The organism is Ornithinimicrobium cerasi (assembly GCF_003702705.1).
GTDB classification, from domain to species: Bacteria; Actinomycetota; Actinomycetes; order Actinomycetales; family Dermatophilaceae; genus Ornithinicoccus; species Ornithinicoccus cerasi.
Genome location: NZ_QZMN01000006.1, coordinates 79,761 through 100,950 on the forward strand (window position 1 = coordinate 79,761; position 21,190 = coordinate 100,950).

The 21,190-nt window shown below is 72.8% G+C and carries 18 protein-coding genes; 5 read left to right on the forward strand and 13 right to left on the reverse strand.

The window, feature by feature from the left end; all coding sequences use genetic code 11:
- Positions 1-25: 25 nt before the first annotated feature.
- From D4B81_RS08415 to D4B81_RS19155, 3 genes are all read right to left on the reverse strand, one after another.
- Entirely contained in the window at positions 26-886 is an 861-nt protein-coding gene (locus D4B81_RS08415; protein WP_122261990.1) for an Fpg/Nei family DNA glycosylase, read from the reverse strand.
- Positions 879-1,931 (reverse strand): App1 family protein, encoded by a 1,053-nt coding sequence (locus D4B81_RS08420; protein WP_122261991.1) that lies wholly within the window; start codon positions 1,929-1,931, stop codon positions 879-881. The genes D4B81_RS08415 and D4B81_RS08420 overlap by 8 nt, the downstream gene beginning before the upstream one ends.
- A 66-nt stretch (positions 1,932-1,997) precedes the next feature.
- Positions 1,998-3,866: a peptidoglycan-binding domain-containing protein gene (locus D4B81_RS19155; RefSeq protein WP_161965052.1), complete on the reverse strand. Its 1,869-nt coding sequence runs from the start codon at positions 3,864-3,866 to the stop codon at positions 1,998-2,000.
- A gap of 326 nt (positions 3,867-4,192) precedes the next feature.
- Here D4B81_RS19155 and D4B81_RS08430 point away from each other — a divergent pair, with 326 nt between their 5' ends.
- Together D4B81_RS08430 and D4B81_RS08435 are read left to right on the forward strand one after the other, a co-directional pair.
- On the forward strand, positions 4,193-6,901 hold the full coding sequence (locus tag D4B81_RS08430) for a cell wall-binding repeat-containing protein (protein WP_161965053.1): 2,709 nt from the start codon (positions 4,193-4,195) through the stop codon (positions 6,899-6,901).
- A gap of 64 nt (positions 6,902-6,965) precedes the next feature.
- A complete protein-coding gene (locus D4B81_RS08435) occupies positions 6,966-7,421 on the forward strand; it encodes a hypothetical protein (protein WP_122261994.1) in 456 nt (151 codons plus the stop codon).
- Between the two features lie 3 nt (positions 7,422-7,424).
- Here D4B81_RS08435 and D4B81_RS08440 read toward each other — a convergent pair whose 3' ends face one another.
- From D4B81_RS08440 to D4B81_RS08455, 5 genes are read right to left on the reverse strand one after another with little or no spacing between them, the layout of a single operon-like run.
- A complete protein-coding gene (locus tag D4B81_RS08440; protein ID WP_122261995.1) occupies positions 7,425-8,321 on the reverse strand; it encodes a carbohydrate ABC transporter permease in 897 nt (298 codons plus the stop codon).
- Positions 8,321-9,415 (reverse strand): carbohydrate ABC transporter permease, encoded by a 1,095-nt coding sequence (locus D4B81_RS08445; protein WP_237565904.1) that lies wholly within the window; start codon positions 9,413-9,415, stop codon positions 8,321-8,323. Before D4B81_RS08445 ends, D4B81_RS08440 begins: the two co-directional genes overlap by 1 nt.
- Positions 9,412-10,200, reverse strand: coding sequence for an extracellular solute-binding protein (locus D4B81_RS19235; RefSeq protein WP_337189869.1), 789 nt, complete (start codon positions 10,198-10,200; stop codon positions 9,412-9,414). The genes D4B81_RS08445 and D4B81_RS19235 overlap by 4 nt, the downstream gene beginning before the upstream one ends.
- Positions 10,158-10,643, reverse strand: coding sequence for an extracellular solute-binding protein (locus tag D4B81_RS19240; RefSeq protein WP_337189870.1), 486 nt, complete (start codon positions 10,641-10,643; stop codon positions 10,158-10,160). The genes D4B81_RS19235 and D4B81_RS19240 overlap by 43 nt, the downstream gene beginning before the upstream one ends.
- 27 nt (positions 10,644-10,670) lie before the next feature.
- The gene (locus D4B81_RS08455; protein WP_161965054.1) at positions 10,671-11,741 is read right to left on the reverse strand and encodes a LacI family DNA-binding transcriptional regulator; all 1,071 of its coding nucleotides are present in this window, start codon (positions 11,739-11,741) and stop codon (positions 10,671-10,673) included.
- A 142-nt stretch (positions 11,742-11,883) separates the two neighbouring features.
- On the opposite strand from D4B81_RS08455, the gene D4B81_RS08460 reads away from it, so the two are divergent.
- Positions 11,884-13,794 (forward strand): glycogen debranching N-terminal domain-containing protein, encoded by a 1,911-nt coding sequence (locus D4B81_RS08460; RefSeq protein ID WP_122261997.1) that lies wholly within the window; start codon positions 11,884-11,886, stop codon positions 13,792-13,794.
- On the opposite strand, the gene D4B81_RS08465 is transcribed toward D4B81_RS08460, so the two are convergent.
- The 5 genes from D4B81_RS08465 to D4B81_RS08485 form a co-directional block, all read right to left on the reverse strand.
- Entirely contained in the window at positions 13,749-14,690 is a 942-nt protein-coding gene (locus tag D4B81_RS08465) for an ABC transporter substrate-binding protein (RefSeq protein WP_122261998.1), read from the reverse strand. The two genes, D4B81_RS08460 and D4B81_RS08465, sit on opposite strands and share 46 nt — an antisense overlap.
- A 74-nt stretch (positions 14,691-14,764) precedes the next feature.
- Positions 14,765-15,679: a MerR family transcriptional regulator gene (locus tag D4B81_RS08470; RefSeq protein ID WP_161965055.1), complete on the reverse strand. Its 915-nt coding sequence runs from the start codon at positions 15,677-15,679 to the stop codon at positions 14,765-14,767.
- Positions 15,680-15,738: 59 nt separating this feature from the next.
- Entirely contained in the window at positions 15,739-16,440 is a 702-nt protein-coding gene (locus D4B81_RS08475) for an ABC transporter permease (protein ID WP_122262134.1), read from the reverse strand.
- The gene (locus tag D4B81_RS08480; RefSeq protein ID WP_122262000.1) at positions 16,437-17,078 is read right to left on the reverse strand and encodes an ABC transporter permease; all 642 of its coding nucleotides are present in this window, start codon (positions 17,076-17,078) and stop codon (positions 16,437-16,439) included. The genes D4B81_RS08475 and D4B81_RS08480 overlap by 4 nt, the downstream gene beginning before the upstream one ends.
- On the reverse strand, positions 17,075-18,229 hold the full coding sequence (locus D4B81_RS08485) for an ABC transporter ATP-binding protein (protein ID WP_122262001.1): 1,155 nt from the start codon (positions 18,227-18,229) through the stop codon (positions 17,075-17,077). Before D4B81_RS08485 ends, D4B81_RS08480 begins: the two co-directional genes overlap by 4 nt.
- A gap of 235 nt (positions 18,230-18,464) precedes the next feature.
- Between D4B81_RS08485 and D4B81_RS08490 the strand changes: the two genes are divergently transcribed.
- Together D4B81_RS08490 and D4B81_RS08495 are read left to right on the forward strand one after the other, a co-directional pair.
- Positions 18,465-19,370, forward strand: a complete 906-nt coding sequence (locus D4B81_RS08490) for a DUF559 domain-containing protein (RefSeq protein ID WP_122262002.1) — start codon at positions 18,465-18,467, stop codon at positions 19,368-19,370.
- A gap of 401 nt (positions 19,371-19,771) precedes the next feature.
- On the forward strand, positions 19,772-21,145 hold the full coding sequence (locus tag D4B81_RS08495; protein ID WP_122262003.1) for an amidase: 1,374 nt from the start codon (positions 19,772-19,774) through the stop codon (positions 21,143-21,145).
- Positions 21,146-21,190 lie beyond the last annotated feature (45 nt).

Consider the following 21,190-nt stretch of genomic DNA (forward strand, 5'->3'; position numbering starts at 1 on the left):
CTCGCACCGCTCGCGACGGACGTCGTCAGCGGAGGAGGCGCGACATCCGGCGGTCGGCGAGCGGTTTGCCACCGGTCTGACAGGTGGGGCAGTACTGCAGGGAGGAGTCGGCGAACGACACCTCCTGCACCGTGTCGCCGCAGACCGGGCAGGCCTCCCCCGTGCGGCCGTGGACGTTCATGCCGGACCGTTTGGCGTCCTTCAGCTCGGCAGCCGGCCGGCCCTCGGCCGCCAGGACGGCTGCGGTGAGCGTCGTGCGCAACGCCTCGTAGAGCGCGGCCACCTGCTCCTCCGTCAGCTTCGACGCGAGCGCGAACGGGGACAGCCGGGCCGCGTGCAGCACCTCGTCGGAGTAGGCGTTGCCCACCCCCGCCAGCACCGACTGGTCGCGGAGCAGCCCCTTCACCTGCGTGCGGCGGTCGTGCAGGATCGCGGCGAAGTCCTCGAGCGTGAAGTCGTCCGCCATGGGGTCGGGGCCGAGACTCGCGATGCCCCGGACGTCGGCAGGGTCGCGCACCACGTAGGCCGCGAGCCCCTTCTTCGTGCCCGCCTCCGTGAGGTCGAAGCCGGACTCGTCGTCCAGCCGCACGCGCAGGGCGATGGGCGACTTCCCCGGACGGACGCGCGTGGCCGGCACCACGTCATACCAGCGCAGCCACCCCGCCCGCGCGAGGTGGAAGACCAGGTGGGTGCCGTCCACGTCGAGGTCGACGAACTTGCCGTGGCGGCGCACCGCGTCGACAGGGCTGCCGACGAGGGCGTCCGGCGGCGGGTCGAAGGTCTTGAGCACCGCGACCGACCCCAGCTCGACGTCGGTGACGACGCGCCCGACCACCCGCCCGCCGAGGAAGTCCACGAGCGCCTGGACCTCGGGGAGCTCAGGCACCTGACCGGCCCCGTCCGCTGACGAGCAGCTGGTGCAGGCCGTAGCCGTTGGGCGCCTTGAGCATGGGCGCCTCCACCTTCTTGCCGAGCAGCTCGTCGGTGGGCACCGGCAGACCGCTGGAGAGCACCTGCTCCGCCGGGGTCAGCTCCCGGATGCAGATCGCCTCGACCGCCTGCGGGTGCTCCTCGGCGAACGCGCCGTAGATGACCGGGTCGTGCTGCCCGTCGTCACCCACGAGCACCCAGCGGATCTGGGGGAACATCCCGGTCAGCCGCCGCAGCTCGCGCTCCTTGTGCTCCTGCCCGGAGCGGAACCAGCCGGTGTTGGTGGGGCCCCAGTCCGTCAGCAGCAACGGGCCCACCGGGTAGTCGTGGCGGCGCAGGAAGCGGGTGAGGGCGGGCGCGATGTTCCAGGCTCCGGTCGAGAGGTAGAAGATCGGCATCCGCGGGTCCTCGGCGAGCAGGGAGCGGTACATCGCCGCCATCCCCGCCACCTCCTGGCGCACCACCTCCGAGCGCACGAAGGTGTTCCAGCCGGCGATGAGGATACGGGGCAGGTGGGTGACCATGACCGTGTCGTCGATGTCGCTGACCAGGCCCACCCGCACCTCCGGGTCGACGATGAGGACCGAGGTGGTCACCGAGTCGCCGTTGGGCAGGTCGACGGCGGCCTCCTGCCACCCCGGGCCCAGCCCGTGGCCGTCGACCTCGACATCGAGGTAGCCGCCACGGTCGGTCGTGCCCTCGGCGACCGCCTGGCCGAGGCGCACCTGGACCCGCACGCCGACGGCCGGGGCGGTGAGGAACACCCGCCAGCCGCGCTGGGCGATGTCGAGCAGCGAGTCCTGGGCGTGGGTCAGGGCCGTCCGACGCTCCTCCGGCTCCACCCGCGAGAGCGTCACCCGGGCGAACAGCCGGGCATGGTCGGGCGTGCCGTAGCCGGTGTAGCCGTGCAGCCGTTCGTGCCAGCCACGACGCCTCAGGCGGGCACCGACGCGGCGGCGCACGGTGTCCTCCAGCTGGGCCGCGATGTGGGGACGCGCCATGGGGTTCAGCCTAGCCACCCGGGGGTATGTCGAGGGGCTGAGTCGGTGGGCGGGCGCCGGCCGGCGTCAGCCGGCCGAGGCGAGGGACGCCTCGCGAGCCCTCCGCTCCGCCTCGGCAGCCTCGGCCTTCTGGGCCGCACGCACCTGGGCGGCCTTCTTCTCCGCCTTCAGCCTGGCCGCGTCCACCAGGGCCGCCCTCTCCTCGGCTGCCTTCTTCTCCGCAGCCTGCGCCTCCTGCTCCGCCTTCTTGGCGGCGCTCGCGCGCGACGCCTCCGCGCCCGGGGCACCGGGCACGCGGCCGGCCTCCAGGCCGGCTTCCTCGACCGCCACCCAGGTGGGACCGTCGACGACACCGGTGGGCTCCAGCTCGGCGGCCTCCTGGACCGCCTTGACGGCGTCCTCGGTCTTCGGGCCGAAGCTGCCGTCCGCCTCGACGCCGAGGAGCTCCTGGAGCAGGGTGACGGCGCCACCGGCGTAGGGGCTGTCGACCTTCCCCTCTGCGAGCGTCTCGGCGACCAGCGCACCCTCGGGATCGGCGACCTGGTCCAGGCTGCCGATGCTCAGCTCGACGTCGCGGACGGCGATGGTCGGGTAGGCGGCACGCTCGAGGAAGACCCAGGTCAGCGGCGTGACGACGGCAGGGCCGTCGCCGCGGCGCTCCATCTGCACGGCCAGCTCCGGCACGGTCGTCTCCCACTCGCGCAGCGCCTTGGCCGTCTTCGGTCCGAACGATCCGTCGGGCTCGGCGCCGATGGTGGCCTGCAGGACGGCGACAGCCTCACCCTCGTCGCCCTCCGTCAGCATGGTGCGGCGCAGCGCTGTGAACTCCGTCTCCTGCCACTCCTCGGGGGCCACCGCGAAGGCGCTCGTCGGCAGCTCGCCGAGCTCCCAGCCCTGGGCCGCGGCATACGTCAGGTCGTCGGCGACGCCGGTGGCCGGGAGCTTGTGCTCCTCCTGCCAGGCCACGAGCGCGGACCGGGTCGCGTCGTCGAGGACGCCGGTCTGCTCCACGCCGAGCACGTCCTGCAGCATCGCGACGCCGCCGCCGGTCTCACCTGGACGCACCCGGGGCAGGCCGGTCGCCGGGACGGGCACCAGGGTCGAGGTGTCGCACTCGGCGACGCGCGGGAACTGGTGGAGAGCGGCATACGACCACGGGGTGACGTCGCAGGGCCCGAGGTCGGGCTCCGTCACGGCGACGCCCGTCCACCACGAGGTGCGCATGAGCGCGCCGTCCCAGCTGAAGGAGAAGTGGATGTGGTCGGTGTGCGGGTTGCCGGTGTAGAACTGCCAGCCGCGCCCGTCGACGTAGTAGATGAGGCCGTTCCAGATCATGTACTCCAGGCCCAGCCGCTTGGCCATCTCGGCGTCGTTCTCGGTCAGCCAGACGAGCACCGCGTCCGCGATCATCCGGTCCTCGGAGACCCAGGCCGCCAGCGGCCAGTCGAGCGCGCGGCCGTCGTGGTGGAAGGAGGCGTAGTCGATGCAGGGTCGGGCGCCGAAGGTCGTCGGCCGGCCGTAGTGCTCGGAGACGAGCAGCGCGAAGGCGGTGACGCCCGGACGGTCGACAGGGTCGCAGGAGATCTGCTGGGCGAACGGTGCCTTCTCGTCCACCTCCAGGGGAAGGTCCTCGTTGACCGGTGGGTCGGGCACGACGTCGGGGTCGGCCGGGACGGGGACGAACGCGGCCCCGCCCTGGCCGGAGCCGTTCGGCCCCAGACCGGTCAGCGGCTGCGGGACCGAGGGGGGCGGGGCGACCGGGCCGCCCTGCTGCACCGGAGCGGTGGAGTCGGCGGTCCCCTCCCCGGATCCTGGCTCGTCGGCCGAGGCCGGAACCCCACCGAGCACGAGAGCCCCGGTGAGGACGGCGACCAGCGTCGCGGGTGCCGTGGTCCGGCGATGAACCCCGCGAGGACGAACCTTGCCCCTGTGCATGTGCCCCTGATCTCGTCGGTCCTGCAAAGAGAGAGAAGTGCGGACCCGCCACGGCGACCCGCTCCCCCACCGTATGTCCCCGGAGGCGTGCTGACCACCCCTGACGTCCACCAATTCCCGGCGAAGCGTCCCAGGACGTCCGCGAAGGTCACATCTGTCACTCCAGTCTCATGTGTCCCAGTCCGGCCGGGTGGCCGCAAGGATCGTGCAAGGTTCCCACCCGCCCGCAGGTGCCGTCCCAGGACCGCGGGGGTCGACGGATGGTTTACGTTGCCCTTGACGACCCAACGGCGGGCCGTTCCCCGGTTAGCAGAGGAGCTGCACCCATGTCCCCCCGATCCACCTCGATGCGCAGAGCGTTCGTGGCCGCCGGCGCGGCCATGGCGCTCCTGGCCGGAGGAGCCGCCGTCGCGGCGCCCGACCCGGCCGAGTCCGTGACCGCGCCACCGTCGACGCCCGACACCCCCGTCCTGCCCGACCCCACCCAGGTCCACCGCATTTCCGGCAGCGACCGCTACCAGACCGCCGCCGCGATCGCCCGCTCCTACCCCACCGACGCCACGCGCACGGTCGTCGTCGCCTCTGGGCAGAGCTTCCCCGACGCGCTCAGCGCCCAGCTGCCGGCACGGCTGACAGGTGCCTCGCTCGAGCCGGACCGCGCCGCGGGCGCCCCCGTGCCGATCCTGCTCACCCGGAGTGACGGCCTCCCGCAGGTCACGCGCGCGGCACTGGCCGACCTGCGTCCCAGCCGGATCGTGATCGTCGGCGGGTCCCTGGCGATCAGCGAGGCGGTGCGCGCCGAGCTGGGTCAGTATGCCCCGACCGTCCAGCGCATCTCCGGCCGCGACCGCTACGCCACCTCGGCCGCCATCGTCAACACCTACCCCAGCGGCGTGCCCGTCCTCTACGTCACGACCGGGGCGGACTTCCCCGACGCGCTCGCGGCCGGGGCCCGCGCCGGTCGGGACGGTGTGCCGGTCCTCCTCACCGACCCGAACGCCCTGCGCGGCTCCACCCGGGCCGCCATCGAGGCGCTCCAGCCGCAGTCCGTGGTCGTCCTCGGCGGGCCCCTCGCCGTCTCCGACACCGTCGTGGACGCGATCGAGGGTCTCGTGCCGGACACTTCGCGGATCTTCGGCAGCGACCGCTACTCCACCGCCGCCGCCGTGGCCTCCTCCTACGAGGCGGACAGCGTGGCTTTCCTGGCCAGCGGCGTCGACTTCCCCGACGCCCTCACCGGCGGCGCCTTCGCCGGCCACCACCGCGGTCCGCTGCTGCTGACCCGTCCCCAGGGGGTGCCCGGCACCACGATGAACACCCTGGACGTCCTGTCCCCGCAGGGGATGGTGCTCTTCGGGGGGAACCTCGCCGTCACCCCGGCGGTGCAGGCCGCGCTGAACGGCGTCCTGCCGCTGTGGTTCGACGAGCTCGTCGTGCAGATGCTCTCGTTCAACGACTACCACGGGCACATCGCGGAGGAGAACGGCACGCTCACCCCGGCGCAGGACCCGGAGCAGAACCTCGTCGGCGGTGCGGTGAACCTCTCCACCACTCTCGACATGCTGCGGACCCGCTCCTTCCCGACGCAGACGCTGACGGTCGCCGCGGGTGACCTCATCGGCGGATCGACCTTCCTCTCCGGGTTGTTCCAGGACGAGCCGGCCGTGGAGACCCTCGAGGTCGCGGGCCTGGACGTCTCCAGCGTCGGCAACCATGAGTTCGACGAGGGCCTGACCGAGCTGCTGCGGATGCAGCACGGCGGCTGCCACCCCGAGCTGGGCTGCTTCGAGGACCAGCCCTACGACGGTGCCGACTTCCAGTGGCTGGCCGCGAACGTGGTCGACAAGGTGACCGGGGAGCCGGTGCTGCCCCCGACCGAGGTTCGCGCCGTCGCCGGCGTCGACGTCGGCTTCATCGGGATGACGCTCGAGGACACCCCCAGCCTGGTCAGCCCCGCCGGCGTGTCGACCCTCGACTTCCTGGACGAGGTCGAGACGGCCAACGCGCAGGCGGCGCAGCTGCAGGCGCAGGGCGTCGAGTCGATCGTCGTGCTGCTGCACGAGGGCGGTGCCCAGGCCGGCACCTACAACGGTTGCGTCGGCATCTCGGGGCCGATCGTGGCCATCGCCGAGAACCTGGACCCGGCGATCGACGCCGTCGTCACCGGGCACACGCACCAGCCGTACATCTGCTCGATCCCGGACCCGGCCGGCGAGCCGCGTCTGGTGACCAGCGCCAACCAGTACGGCCGCGTGGTCACCGAGACCGCCCTGACCGTCAGCCGGAGCACCGGTGACGTGATCCGCGACCGCGCCTACTCGGGCAACCACCTCGTCCTGCAGTCGGTCGAGGACGACCCGGAGATGGTCTCCGTGGTCGAAAAGTGGCAGGCCCGTTCTGCCGTCCTGGCCGGGCGCGTCGTCGGCACGGTCGCCGAGGACATCCTCGGGGACGCGGGCGGCAACCGCGGGATCGAGACCCCGATGGCCGACCTGGTCGCGGATGCGATCCTGGCGGCGACCGACGGGGCCGACGAGGGCGGTGCGCAGATCTCCTTCATGAACGTCGGTGGCGTGCGAGCCAGCCTGCCGGTCACGACGATCACGAACGGCGAGCAGCCGGGCGAGGTCACCTACGAGGAGGCCTACAACGTCCTGCCGTTCGGCAACCTGCTGGTGACGGTGGACATGACGGGTGCGCAGGTCAAGGCGGCCCTCGAGCAGCAGTACGTCTCCACCCGGGGTCGGCCCTACCTGGCCCTGGGCGTCAGCGAGGGCTTCTCCTACACGTGGGACGACACCCAGCCCGAGGGCAGCAAGGTCAGCGGGATGACGCTCGACGGCGTCCCGCTCGACCTGACCGCGACCTACCGGGTCTCCACGCTGAACTTCCTGCAGCAGGGTGGTGACAACTTCAGCGCGTTCACCCTGGGGACCAACCTCACGGGCGGGCCGGAGGACCTCGCGGCCTTCGTCGCCTACCTGCAGGCCAACCCCGGCCTGACCGCTCCGGAGGACCGCGTCACGGGTCTCTGAGCGGCATCACCCGGACGGGGCCGTCACCTTCGGGTGGCGGCCCCGTCCGCGCTACCGTTCGGGGATGACGCACGACGACACCCGGGGCCGTGACCTCGACGCCGAGCACTCCCGTCCCGAGGGCGCCACCGACGCCGAGGTCGAGGCTGCAGGCACGGTGAGCGAGGCGCTGGAGAAGATCGAGCGGGCACGCGGCCACCTCTACTCCTTCCACCAGCTGATCGGCGCCGCCGACTTCGCGCTCGGTGACGGCGCCGACCAGCTGGAGGCCAGCGGTCACACGGGCCTGGCCGCCCGGTTGCGCGAGGAGCTCATCGGGCTCAACGTCATCGCGGGACGGTGGAGCTTCCAGATGGTCGAGGACTTCGACGACCACTACTGGGCCACCGCCCGCACGCTCGAGCAGGCGGTGCGCGACGAGGTGACCGAGGGGCGCCGCCACGTCTACGAGGCGGAGCTCAAGCAGCAGCGGCGCACCCACGGTCGCCCCGGGCACGAGGCGACGCCCCAGGACCTCTGAGCCTCACCCCTTCTCGGCGCCGGCGTTCGCACCCTGGGTGAAGTAACGCTGGAACACGATGAACACCAGGGCGCTGGGGATGGTCATGAGCAGCGCCGCCGCCATGCTGATCGGGTACTGGTTGCCGGACCCCAGGCTGCCGCCGGTGAAGCCCGCGACCCCTCGGGTGAGCGTGTAGAGGTCGGGGTTGTTCGTGGCGATGATGAAGTGCGGCAGCTCGTTCCACGATCCCTGGAAGGACAGGATCGTCAGCGTGATCAGTGCCGGCTTCGCCATCGGAAGCACCACCGACCAGAAGGTCCGGAAGACGCCGGCGCCGTCGATCCGCGCCGCCTCCTCCACGGACACCGGGATCGACTCGAAGAACTGCTTCATGATGAAGATGCCCGCGGCGTCGACCATGATCGGCACGATGAGGGCCGGGTAGGTGTTGTAGATCCCGATGTAGTTGAGCACCAGGAACTTCGGGATCATCAGCACGACGCCGGGCACCGCCATGATGGCGAGCAGGCCGGTGAAGATCGTGGTCCGCCCGGTGAACTTCAGACGGGCCAGCGCGTAGCCGGCGAGGGAGCAGAAGAACACCCGGCCGGCCGTCACGCACAGCGTGACGATGATGCTGTTGGTGAACCAGACGGGATAGTCCGAGCTGAACAACGTGTCCCAGGCCCCCGTCGTGAACGGGTCGGGGGTCAGGGACAACGCGTTGTTGGTCGCGTCGGGGTTGGTCTTGAAGGCGGTGATCAGCTGGATGATGAACGGGTAGATGTACAGGATGGCGAAGAAGATCAGGACCACGTAGAACACGAGCTTCTTGCCGATCCCGGTCTTGGTGCCGACCGCCTGGATCTCCGGCTCGACCTTGGTCGCCGGGGTCGTGGACCTCGATGCAGTAGTCATCACGCCTGCGCCTTCCGCACGTCGGTGTCCGCGATCACGGACTGTCGCCGCCGGCCCCGGCGCGGGGTGTCGTCGCTCCTGTCGCGCAGCAGCCACCGCTGCACGGTGGTCAGCACGAAGATGAGCGCGAACAGGATGAACGCGATGGCCGCACCCTCACCCCAGTTGAAGTTGTCGAACGCCGCCTGGTAGGACAGGTAGGCCGGGGTGAGCGTGGTCTTGGCCGGACCTCCCTGCGTCATGACGTACATCTGGTCGAAGACCTGCCAGGTGCCGATGAACCCGAGGGTCAGCACCAGCAGGATCGCCGGACGCAGGTGCGGGACCGTCACGTTCATGAACCGCTGCCACTTGTTGGCGCCGTCGACCATGGCCGCCTCCTCGACCTCCACAGGGAGGTCCTGCAGGGCCGCGAGGAACATCAGCATGAAGGTGCCCGCGGTGGTCCAGATGACCTGCAGCATGATCGCCGACATCGCCACCGACGGACCGGAGAACCACTGCCACAGGGACAACCCCATGACGGGTGTGTCGGCCAGCCAGCCCGGCGGGTCCGCGACGGTCCACAGGCCCACCGCGTCACCGAACATGTGGATCAGGCCACGGGAGTCGGCGAACCAGTTGGGCCCGTTGACCCCGAACCAGCCCAGCACGTTGTTGATCGCACCGCCGCCGGCGAAGAGGAACAGGAAGAGCAGCGAGATCGCGACCGAGGACACCACGGACGGGAAGTAGAAGGCCGTCCTGAAGAAGGTGCGGCCCTTCAGGAACTTGTTGTTGAGCAGGACCGCCAGGCTCAGCGCCAGGACCGTCTGGACGGGCACCACCCCGATCACGTAGTAGAAGGTGTTGCGGAACGAGAGCATGAGGTCCTGCCGGGCGAGGCCCGGCTCCGCGAGCAACGAGCTGTAGTTCTCGGCGCCGACGAAACTGACGTCGCTGGAGAACGGGCTGCCTCGCCCTCCCCAGTCGCTGAGGGAGACCCACAGCGCCATCCCGATGGGCAGGATGACGAACAGCCCGATGACCGCGATCGCCGGGACGACGAAGAGCCACCCTGCGCCCTGCTGGCGCTGCAGGCCTCCGGTTTTCACTGTCCCAGCACCGCCGACGCGTTGGTGTCGAAGCTCTCCATCACCTGCTGCAGGTCGGCGTCCTTGATGCCCTCGAGCTGCGAGTTGAGGTCAGCGGTCACCTGTGCCATGTCGGGAGCGTTGATCGGGCCGCGGCCGTACTCACCCCCGGCGATGAACGGGGCGTCCTCGGGGAAGGCCTCCGTGTAGGCCTCGGTGGCGCTCTGCCGGCTCGGCATGACGCCGAACGCCTCGGCGAACTTGAGCTGCTGCTCGGGAGAGGTGAGGAAGTTGACGAGGTCGACAGCCTGGGCCTGCGCCTCGGACTCGGCGGCGATGCCCCAACAGTTCGAGAACAGCAGGGTGCCCGGTCCGGCCGGCCCCTCGGGCACCTCGGCGACCGTGTACTCCACGTCCGGGTAGTCGTTGGTCATCGCGCCCTTGATCCAGTTGCCCTCCATCGTCATGGCGGCGCGCTGGGTGCCGAACGCCTCACCACCCCAGCCGGCGTCGACGTCGGCGGCGTAGGCGAAGTGGCCGGCGGCCATGTGCTCCTTGACGTACTCCAGCGCCGCGAGAACCTCCTCGGAGGTGCCGGTCGGCTCCGTGCCGTCGTCGTTGAGCCACCAGCCGCCGTTGCCGACGACGAAGGCGCCGAGGCGGTCGATGCCCGGGCCGAGCACGAGGCCCACGGTGTCACCCTGGGTGAGTGTCTCCGCGACCGTGGCGAGCTCCTCGTAGGTGGTGGGGATGTCGTCGTCCGTCAGCCCCGCAGGGCCAGCGTGGAGAAGTCCTTCGGCGCGCACCACTGCTGCCCGTCGTAGGTGAACGCCTCCTGCAGCGCGGGGTAGAAGTCGTCGTTGTCCTCGGCCTCGTAGGCGAAGAGGTTGCCCGCCGACGCCTGCTCGGCGACCTGGGAGGCGTCGAGGTAGAAGATGTCCGGCGGGTTGCCGCCGGCGAAGCCCTGCGCGAGCTCCTGGCCCAGGTCGGTGGCGGGACGCACCTCGACCTCGTTGCCGGTCTCCTCGGCCCAGGCGGCGGTCGCCTCCTCGACGGCCGTGGTCTCGGCCTCGCCCGAGGAGCCGATGAGCATGACCAGGCTGGCGGGTCCCTCGGCGGACGCGGCCGGCTGGCTGGCGTCGCCGCCGTCGCCGCCGTCGGTGTCCTCGAAGCTCTCGCCGCCGCCGCAGGCCGACAGGACGAGGGTCCCGGCGGCCGCCAGCGCGAGGATGCTGTTCGTCTTCTTCATGGTGGTTCCTTTCGTGGGCGCCGGAGGTCACCGACGGGTTGGGGCAGGGACGGGGGTGTATGACGTGAGCTCGCTCTCCCGGTCCGTGCTGCTCGAGGGAGCGAGGGTGGGGTCCAGCAGGGCGCCGGCCACGGGCACCGTGCCGTCGAGGAGCTGGTCGTGCACGGTGCGCAGCAGGTGGTCCGCGAGGTCCTCGTAGGGCTGGACGACCGTGGTGAGCCCGTGCCGGCGCGCCACGAGGGAGCCGTCGAAACCGACCACGCCGAGGTCGCGCCCCACGGCCAGTCCGCGGCGCGCGGCGGCATACAGGACCGCGAGGGCGATGAGGTCCGAGGCGCACGCCACCGCGTCCCCGGGCCCCAGCTCGTTGAGGAGGGCGTCCGCGGCCTCGACGGCCGGCCCGAGCTGCTGGTCGGTGACGCCCGCGGGACCCGCGACGCCGAGGCCGGTCGCCGCGTCGACCCACCCGCGGTGACGGTCCTCGGCGACCGCGGGGTCCTCGAGGTGCAGCGGCCAGCCCAGGTAGCCGACGGTGGCGTAGCCGCGGTCCACGAGGTGCTCGACCGCCAGCTCCAGGCCCCGGTGGCCGTCGACGTCGGCCCAGCAGGTCAGCTCGGGGTGGCTGTAGAGGCGGCCGAAGGCCGCGAACGGGATCTCGTGCTCCAGCAGCCAGTCCGGGCGGGGGTCGCCGCTGTGCGTGTCCGCGAAGACGAAGGCGTCGACGAGGTGGCGCCGGGTCATGTCCCGGTAGGCCGCGACCGTCGGGAAGACGTGCGCGTCGCCGAAGGGGACGAGGTGGACGTCGTGGGCCGGGGCGCGCGCGGTCAGCGCCCCGAGCACGAGCGGGCCGATGTCCGAGCCGCACGTGGGCAGGTTGAGCTCGAGCCCGACGGCACCGGCGCGCTGGTTGCGCAGCCCCCTCGCGGCCGTGCTCGGACGGTAGCCGAGCCGGTCCACCTCCGCCAGGACCCGGTCCCGCGTCCGGGGGCGCACCCGGTCGGGGAAGTTCAGCACGTTGGAGACGGTCTGGCGCGAGACACCGGCGGCCGACGCGACGTCGACGATCGTCGCTCGCCTCCGTGCCGTGCTGCTGCGCATGCCGTCTCCGTTGACGTGGGCCCCAGTTCGGGTGTGTGCTGGGGGCCCGGTGGGATTGGAACGTTCCAAGTTTGGTGTCTGAGTGGCAGGATGGACCGCCGGTCCACGTGTGTCAAGAGGAAACGAGCGTCCGGGAGGACCCATGGAGAAGCAGCCCTGGCTCCACGAGCTGGAGATCGCCGTCGACGGCCCCTCGACCGTGCTGAGCGGGCACGACGGCCAGATCGGCCGGCCGGGCACCGGGTGGTTCGTCGACGACCGACGGGTGCTGTCCGCGCTCACCCTGCACCTCGACGACGAGCCCGCCGTGGCCGTGGCCTGCGACACCGCAGGTCCCCTGTCCCGCTTCTGGGCCGCTGCCCGGCACCTGGGCGACGACGTCCCCGACCCCACGGTCGAGGTGCACCGGGTGCGGACGCTGCGCGGGGCCACGCTGACCGAGACGATCACCGTCCGCTCGCGCGCGACCGCCCCGGTGGTCACCTCGCTTCGGCTGCGGCTCGGCGGCGACGGTGCCGACCTGTCCTCGGTCAAGGTGGGCGGCGCCGACGACACCCCCGTCCTGCCCCTCGACGGCACCGGGCTCAGCTGGTCCGACGAGCGTCACCGCACCGCGGTCACCGTCGACCCGCAGCCCGAGCAGCAGACCACGGACGGCGGGGGGACGCTGCTCGTCTGGCCGCTCGAGGTCGCCCCCGGGGAGAGCGCGGCCGTCACCCTCACGCTGACCGCGGACCGCCTGTCCCCCAGCGCCTTCGACGCCGACGCCGGCTCGGGCGCGCTGGACCTGTCGGCCGTCGACGTCGGGGGCGACGCCGCGTGGCAGCGGATGATCCGGACCAACCTCACCGACCTGCGCCACCTCCTGCTGACCGACCCCCTCGCACCCGAGGACGTCTTCGCGGCGGCGGGCTCCCCCTGGTACCTCACCCTCTTCGGCCGCGACTCGATCTGGGCGGCCCGCTTCCTGCTGCCCTACACGACCCGCCTGGCCCACGGCACCCTGCGCGCCCTGGCGCGCCGGCAGGCGACCGAGGACGACCCCGCCCTGGCCGCGGAGCGGGGCAAGATCCTGCACGAGGTGCGGCGCACGGCATACACGGGAGGCACCCTGGACCTCCCGCCGCTCTACTACGGCACGGTGGACGCCACCCCCCTGTGGCTGGTGCTCCTCCACGACGCGTGGCGGTGGGGGCTCGAGGAGGAGCACGTCCGCGCGCTGCTCCCCGCGGCGCACGAGGCCCTGGGATGGATGGAGCGGATGTGCGGCACCTCGTCCGACGGGTTCCTGCGCTACGTCGACACGACCGGCACAGGCCTGTCCAACCAGGGGTGGAAGGACTCGGGCGACTCCATGCGACGCGCCGACGGCACCCTGGCCCCGGCGCCGATCGCACTCCTCGAGGCGCAGGCGTATGCCGTGGAGGCCGCCCTGGGGACCGCCGAGCTGCTGGACGCGCTGGGCGAGGACGGGGCCGACCGCTGGCGCACCTGGGCGGACGACCTGACCACGCGGGTCCGGTCACGGTTCTGGGTCGGTCAGGGGCAGGACGCCTACCTGGCGATGGCGCTGGACGCGGACGGCCGAGCGGTCGACGGCGTCGGGTCCAACATGGGGCACGCCCTGGGCACGGGTCTGCTCACCGAGGAGGAGACCCGCCTCGTGGTCGACCGACTGATGCGCCCCGACATGCTGCGGGAGTTCGGGATCGCGACCCTGTCGGCCGACAACCCGGCCTACAACCCGGCCGGCTACCACACCGGCTCGGTCTGGGTGCACGACACCGCGATCGTGCTCCACGGGCTGGTGCGCACGGGGTATGCCGAGCAGGCTCAGCTGGTCGTCGACGCCCTCGTGCGGCTCTCGTCCGCGGTGCACCACCGCTTCCCCGAGCTCATCGCCGGCGACCCGGTCGGCTCCCGGCCGGTGCCCTACCCGGCGTCCTGCCGGCCGCAGGCCTGGTCCGCCGCGTCGGCGGCCGTGCTGGCCGCCGCGCGCGACGGACGTCAGATGCCGTCGACGAAGGTCCGGGCGACGGCTGCCGGGTCCTGACCCTCGCTGACCACCTCGACCATCATCGCGGTGAGGTTCTCCGTGGTGAGGGCCGCCGAGACCGCGTTGAGGGCGTCCTCGACGGCGGGGTTGACCACGTCGCTGCTGATCAGCGGCACGACGTTCTGGGCGGCGAAGAGCGACTCCGGGTCCTCGAGGACGACGAAGCTGTTCTCCTCGATGGCGGGGTCGGTGCTGAAGATGTTGGCGACGTCGACCTGGCCGTTGCGCAGCGCCTGCACCGTGAGGTTGGAGCCGGCCGCGAGCGAGCGGAACTCGGCGAACTCCAGCCCGTAGACCTCCTGCAGCCCGTCCACGCCGTTCGGGCGGCTCTCGAACTCCGGGGGCCCGCCGAGGACGAGGTCGCCGGCGTGCGGCTCGAGGTCGGCGATCGAGGCCACGCCCAGCTCGTCGGCCGTCTCCTGGGTGACGACGAGGCTGTCCTTGTCCTCGGCGTCGCTGATCTCGAGCAGCTGCAGGCCCTCGGGCAGGTTCTCCTGGGCGTCCGCGAGCACCTCCTCGGAGGAGGTCACGGTGATCTCGGGGTTGAGGTAGGTCGCGAGCCCGCCGGTGTACTCCGGGATGAGGTCGATCGACCCGTCGTCCAGCCCGGCCATGTAGGCCTCGCGGCTGCCGATGTTGAGGCGGGTGGTGACCTCGACCCCGGCGTCGGAGAGAGCTGCGGCGTAGATCTCGGCGAGGAGGACGTTCTCGGGGAAGTTGGCGGAACCGACGATGACCTCGCCACCCTCGCCCTCCCCGGTGCCCCCGGACGTGGCGGTCCCGTCCTCGGTCGGGGACCCGGCGTCGGTGGCCAGCGGGTCGTCACCGGAGCCGCAGGCGGCGAGGGTCATGGCGGTGGTCAGGGCGAGCGCGAGTACGGGTGTGCGGCGCATGAGTCTCCTCGAGAGATCGGGATGGCGGTCCAACGGTGTCACGCCGCGGGCCGTCGGTCGAACGGTGGCGGCCCCTAGGAGCCGTGGAGGGTGGCTGACAGGGTGCGGGCGGAGTCCACGACCGACCCCGCCAGGATCGAGGCGCCGACGGTGTCCACGGCGGACGCGGCGGCCCCGCCGAGCATGACCGAGGTGGTGCCGCGGAGCGCTGCGGCCACCTCGGTGGCGGAGTCGACGTCGAGCGTGGTCGGCACCCCGACGACGACCGCGTCGGGCCGCAGCTGGGTGACGGTCCGCACCCAGCTGTCGGTCGGCACGTCCGGCCCGAGGTAGCGCACGTCCATCCCCTGCCGACGCAGGACGGTGGCGAACGCCAGCACGGCGAGCTGGTGGAAGGACCCCGGCGGCAGCCCGACGACGACGACCGGCGCCCCGGCCCGTCCGCCGGCCGCCTCGAAGCTGTGGGCCAGCCGCCGGTGCACCGCGCCGCTGACGAAGTGCTCCCCCGCCACGTCCAGCCGGCCCTCCGTCCAGGCCACGCCGATCTGGGTCAGGGCGGGCATCAGCCACCCGTCGACGACCTGCTCGAAGCTGCCCGCCGCGAAGGCCTGGTCCAGCGTGCGGTCCAGGAGCACGGGGTCGAGGGACTGCGCGGCCGTGACGAGCTGGTCGTCGGCGGGCCGGTCGGCCAGCGGGGCGAGCGGGGGCGCCCCCTGCGCGGACGGGACGGCCGCGCTGCCGGGCGCGCCGGCGGCGGCGAGGAGGGGCGCGTCCCGGGTCACCTCCTCCGCGGCGAGCGAGGCCGGGGTCCCGCCGGCGACGAGCTCGGCCATCCTGCTGAGACGGGCGACGTCGGCGTCGTCGTAGAGGCGGTACTTGGAGGCCGTGCGCTCCGGCTCGACGACCGTGTAGCGTCGTTCCCAGGCGCGCAGGGTCGCGGGCGAGACGCCCGTCAGTGCGGCGACCTGCTTGACCGTGTAGCGGCTCACCGCGGCTCCTCTCGACCTGTTGTCCCCGGGAACGGGGTTAGACAAAGTCTAGACAAAGCCTACCGCACGCGAGCGGCGGAACTGAGCCCCGGTGACACGACGACGCGCTGCAGCAGGGCCAGCGCCTGGTCCACCAGGAGCGCGAGCGCGGCCACGGCGATGGCGCCGCCGGCCATCTGGTCGTACTGCCGGCTGGCCTGCCCGTCGATGAGGAATCGACCCAGGCCACCCAGCCCGACGATCGCCGCGATCGTGGCCGTGCCGATGATCTGGAGCATCGCCGAGCGGAGCCCGGACATGATCAGCGGGAGCGCGCCGGGGATCTCGACCTGCCGCAGCACCTGCCCACCCGTCATCCCGACCCCGCGCGCGGCGTCGCGGGCGGCGGGGTCGGTCGCGTCGACCCCGGCGTAGGTGCCGGAGAGGATCGGCGGGACGGCGAGCGCGACCAGCACGATGAGGGCGGGCAGCTCGAAGGCCAGCTCACCCCGCAGCCTCGGCAGCAGGAGGAGCACGGCGACGAAGAGGACACCCAGGCTCGGTATGGCGCGCACGGCACCGGTGAGGTTGACGGCGGCCCAGCGCAGCCTCCCGGTGTGACCGACCCACAGCCCGGTCGGGACCGCGATGAGGGCGGCGACGAGGAGCGCGACGAAGGAGAGCCGCAGGTGCTCCAGGGACTGGGCGAGGATGCCGCCTCGCCCCTGCCAGTTGGCGGGGTCGGTCAGCCACTCCCAGGTCATCAGGACCGTCTGGTTCATGCCGGGACCCTCCGGCGGGACCACGGCGTGAGCAGCGTCGCGACGAGCACGATCAGGGCGTCGAGAGCCACCGCGAGCGCCACGCACGCCACGATGCCGACGAGGATCGGCCCCATCGCGTTGCGGTTGAACCCGTCGGTGAACAGCTGGCCCAGCTGGCTGACGCCGATGAGCGCCGCGATCGAGACGATGGACACGTTGCTCACGGCCGCCACGCGCAGCCCGGCCGCGATGACGGGGATGGCCAGCGGGAGGTCCACGGCGCCCACCCGGCGGAGCTCGCCATACCCCATGGCGGTGGCGGCCTGGCGGACCGGGGCGGGCACCGACGCGAAGCCGTCGGCGACGCTGCGGGTCAGGAGGGCGACGGTGTAGATGACCATCGCGACCAGGACGTTGACGTCGGAGAGCACCTGGGTGCCCAGGACGAGGGGCAGCAGGATGAAGAGGGCGAGCGAGGGGATCGTGTACATGAGGCCGGTGCCGGCGATCAGCGGCGGCCCCAGCCAGCGCACCCGGGCGGCCAGCCAGCCGAGCGGCACGCTGAGGACGAGGCCGATCAGCAGCGGCAGGCCGGCGAGGTAGAGGTGCCGCAGCGTGAGGTCACCGAGCGTGGACCACGCGACCCCGCCGATCACGGCGCGTCCCCCTCGACGCGACCGCTCTCCTCCACCACTCCCACCGAGCCCACCGTGTGCTCCGCATCCTTCCCCACCGAGCCCACGCTGTGTCGCCGATCCAGGCCACCGAGGACGTCCTGTGTCGTGACCGTCCCCACCACCCGTCCGTCGGCGACCACCACCCCCCGGCCGCTGGGCGAGGAGAGGGCTGCGTCGAGGAGCGCCCGGGCGCTGTCGTCCGGGCTCGCGACCGCGCCCAGCCGGTGCAGGCGGTCCTCGCGCACCGGGCCGCCCCAGCCGGTCCCGTCGACCCAGCCGAGCGGCATACCGGAGCCGTCCGTGACGAGGACCCAGCCGGACCCCGCCCGCACCTGCTCGCCGACCTGGACCGAGCGCTCGGCGCGCGGGGTGACGCGCACGTCGGCGAACCCCAGCGCCCGGTAGCCGCGGTCCTTGCCGACGAAGCTGGCCACGAAGTCGTCCGCGGGCTCGGCGAGGAGGTCCGCGGGCGTGGCGAACTGGGCGAGGTGGCCGCCCTGGCGCATGACCGCGACGGAGTCCCCGAGGGTGAGGGCCTCGTCGATGTCGTGGGTGACGAGGACGACGGTGATGCCGAGGTCGCGCTGGAGCCGGCGGACCTCCTGCTGGAGGTCGGCGCGGACGAGGGGGTCGACGGCGCTGAACGGCTCGTCCATGAGCACGAGGTCGGGCCCGCTGGCGAGGGCGCGGGCCACCCCGACCCGCTGCTGCTGACCGCCGGAGAGCTGGGCGGGGTAGCGGCGGGCCTGGTCGGCGGTGAGGCCCACCTTCTCGATGGCCTCCATCGCGGCGGTGCGGGCGCGGGGGCGGTCCCAGCCCAGCAGGCGCGGGACCGTCATGACGTTGGCGAGCACGGTGCGGTGCGGGAAGAGGCCGGCGTGCTGGATGACGTAGCCGATCGAGCGGCGCAGCTCGGCGGCGGGGCGGGCGGTGATGTCGTCGTCGTCGATCGTGATGCGGCCCTCGGTGGGCTCGACCATCCGGTTGACCATGCGCAGGGTCGTCGTCTTGCCGCAGCCCGAGGGGCCCACGAGGACGGTGATGCCCCCGCGCGGCACCGCCAGGGAGAGGTCGTCGACGGCGACGGTGCCGTCCGGGTACCTCTTGGTCACGTGCTCGAAGCGGATCACCGGCCCACCCTAGGACGCGCGGGGGCACCGCGCTCGTCCCCGCGTGTCCGGTCGGTCCCCGCTCGTCCGCCCTCGTGCCCCCGGTCGGCCGTCACGCAGAACGGGCACGATCACCCCGCTCCTGCGACGACGCGGCCTGAGGAGCGAATGTGCCCGTTCCCGGGAACAGCCAGGCGGGCGGCGGCCTGTGGACAACTCCGGCCCCGAGGGAGCGGGATCAGCCAGGCTCGGGCCCGTGGATCCCATCGAGGCCGTCAGGCGGTGCGGGGGGCGGGCGAGCATCAGGCAGCTCCGTGCCGCCGGCGTGCGTCACCGGGACCTGCACGCGGCCGTCCGGGACGGGCACCTGGTGCGCAGCCGCCGCGGGCGCTACCGGCTCGCCGACCTGGCCATGCACCTCGACGTGGCGATCGAGCTGACCGCGACGCTCTCGCACCGCAGCGCCGCCCTGCACCACGGTCTCGCAGTCGCCACCGCCCCGGAGCTCCCGGAGGTGACGGTCCGGCGCAACCGCAACCTCACGGACGACCAGCGGCGTCGGGCGACGGTGCGGTGGCGCGACCTGCCGCCCGAGTCGGTGCACGAGGGGGTCACCACGGTCATCCGGACGGTGCTGGACTGCGCTCGTGACCTGCCGTTCACGGAGGCGCTCGCGGTGGCCGACTCGGCGCTGCGCCGTGACCTCGTGGACGTGGACCGGCTCCGGGCCGCGGCTGCGAAGGAGCGGGGTCCCGGTGCGCCTGCCGCCCGCCGGGTCGCCCTGGCGGCCGACGGCATGGCGGCGAACCCGTTCGAGTCAGCACTCCGGGCCCTGGCCCTGGACGCGGGCCTCCAGGTGCAGCCGCAGGTGCAGGTGACCGCGAGCGGGCTCTTCGCCATGGTGGACCTGGCGGACGAGGGCCGGCGCCTCGTCGTGGAGGCCGAGAGCTTCGAGTTCCATGCCACCCGGAGAGGCTTCCGCAAGGACGTCCGTCGCTACAGCGAGCTGGTGGTCTTCGGGTGGACGGTCCTGCGGTTCACGTGGGAGGACGTGATGTTCCAGCCGGGCTACGTGCGCTGGGCGCTGGAGTCGTGGCGGCGGTCGCACGATGCGGGGGCCCGGGTGCCCGCCCCGCCCGCGCACCTGCGCCGCCTCGCCTGACAGCGGGCACCGGGCAGGTCCTCCCGTGTTCCGCCGAACGGGCACGATCGCTCCGGTCCTGCGACGACACGGAGAAATTCGCGAATGTGCCCGTTGCGCGTCACACACGACAGGAGCACCGGGGCTCGGTGGCGGCCGTGGGCGCGGCCGACGGTCCACGGCAGGCGCACCGGGGCTCGGGGGCGGCCGTGGGCGCGGCCGACGGTCCCGCGACAGGCGCTCCGGGGCGCGGTGGTGGCGGGCGTGATCGACGATCCGCGATATCCGGTCCACCCCCCACACCGCCTGGCCCCCGCCCGCCCCGGCTGCGTCTCCGGTCCCCGCCCCGCCCCCACCGCATCTCCGGTCCCGCCCGCCCCCACCGCGTCTCCCGCCCCCGCCCCGCCCACTACCCTCCACCCATGGACCTGGCTGACCTCGGCGCGGCGGTGCTCGCGGACGCCTACGCGAGGGGGGAGCTCTCGCCGGTCGACGTCGCCGAGGCCGTCGCCCGGCGGATCGACGACGAGGAGCCGCGCCTCAACGCGTTCTGGTCCCGCGACGACCCGGAGGACGTGCACCGGGCCGCGCACGCCTCGGCCGAGCGCTGGGCCGAGGGTCGGCCACTCTCGGTGCTCGACGGGGTGCCCGTCACCCTCAAGGAGAACATCGCCCGCGCCGGTGTCCCGATGCCGGCGGGGTGCGCAGGCGTCACCCCGGTGGTCCCCGCACAGGACGCACCGGTCACCCGGCGGGTCCTCGGGGCCGGCATGCTCGTCGTCGGCTCGACCGTGATGCCCGACTGGGGGATGCTCTCCTCCGGCCACTCCAGCCTGCACGGCCAGACCTTCTCCCCGCTGGACCCGTCCTGGTCCACCGGCGGCTCCAGCTCGGGGGCCGGCGCGGCCGCCGCAGCGGGCTACGGTCCGCTGCACGTCGGCACCGACATCGGTGGCTCGATCCGGCTGCCCGGCAACTGGCTCGGCCTGGCGACGCTCAAGCCCAGCGCCGGCCGGATCCCGCTCCAGGCCCCCTACCTCGGCAGGGTGGCCGGCCCGATGGCCCGCTCGGCGGCCGACTGCGCGCTGCTGATGCGCCTGCTCGCCGGTCCCGACCCGGTCGACTGGACCAGCCTCCCGGCGCAGGAGATCGACTGGGGCACGGACGCCCTGGACCCCGTCGGCCTCAGGGTGGGGCTGTGGACGTCACCCGGTTACGGGATGCCCCCCGAGCCCGAGACCGTCGCCGCGGTGCGCAGGGTGGCGGACGCCCTCGCCGACGCGGGTGCCGAGGTCGTGGAGGTCGGGCCCTGGCTGGAGCAGGAGCAGCTCGACGGGGTCGACCGGTTCTGGCGCGCCCGCTCGCTCGCGGACCTCGCGCGGCTGTCCCCCGACGCGCAGGCGCGGGTGCTCCCCTACGTCGCGGAGTGGGCCCGGGGGGCGGAGGGCCTGCGCGGCACGGACGTCATGGACGGGTATGCCGCGTTCGCGCAGGTGCAGGCGCGCACCGTCGCGGCGTGGGCCCGGGCGGGAGACCCCGACCTGCTGCTCTCCCCGGTCGCCCCGTGCGCGGCTCCCCCCGCCCACCTGCCCATGCCCTATCCCGACGAGGGACGGGGCATGTGGCACATCAACTTCACGATGCCGTGGAACATGACCGGGCAGCCTGCCGGCACCGTCGCGGCGGGCGCGATGCCGGACGGACGGCCGGTCGGCGTGCAGGTGGTGGGTCGACCGTTCGACGACGCGGGGGTGCTGCGGGCGATGGCCTGGTGGGAGCGGGCGCGCGCGGCGTAAGTGGGAGCAGGCGCGCGGCAGACGGTGGTGGCAGCGCGCCGGGCG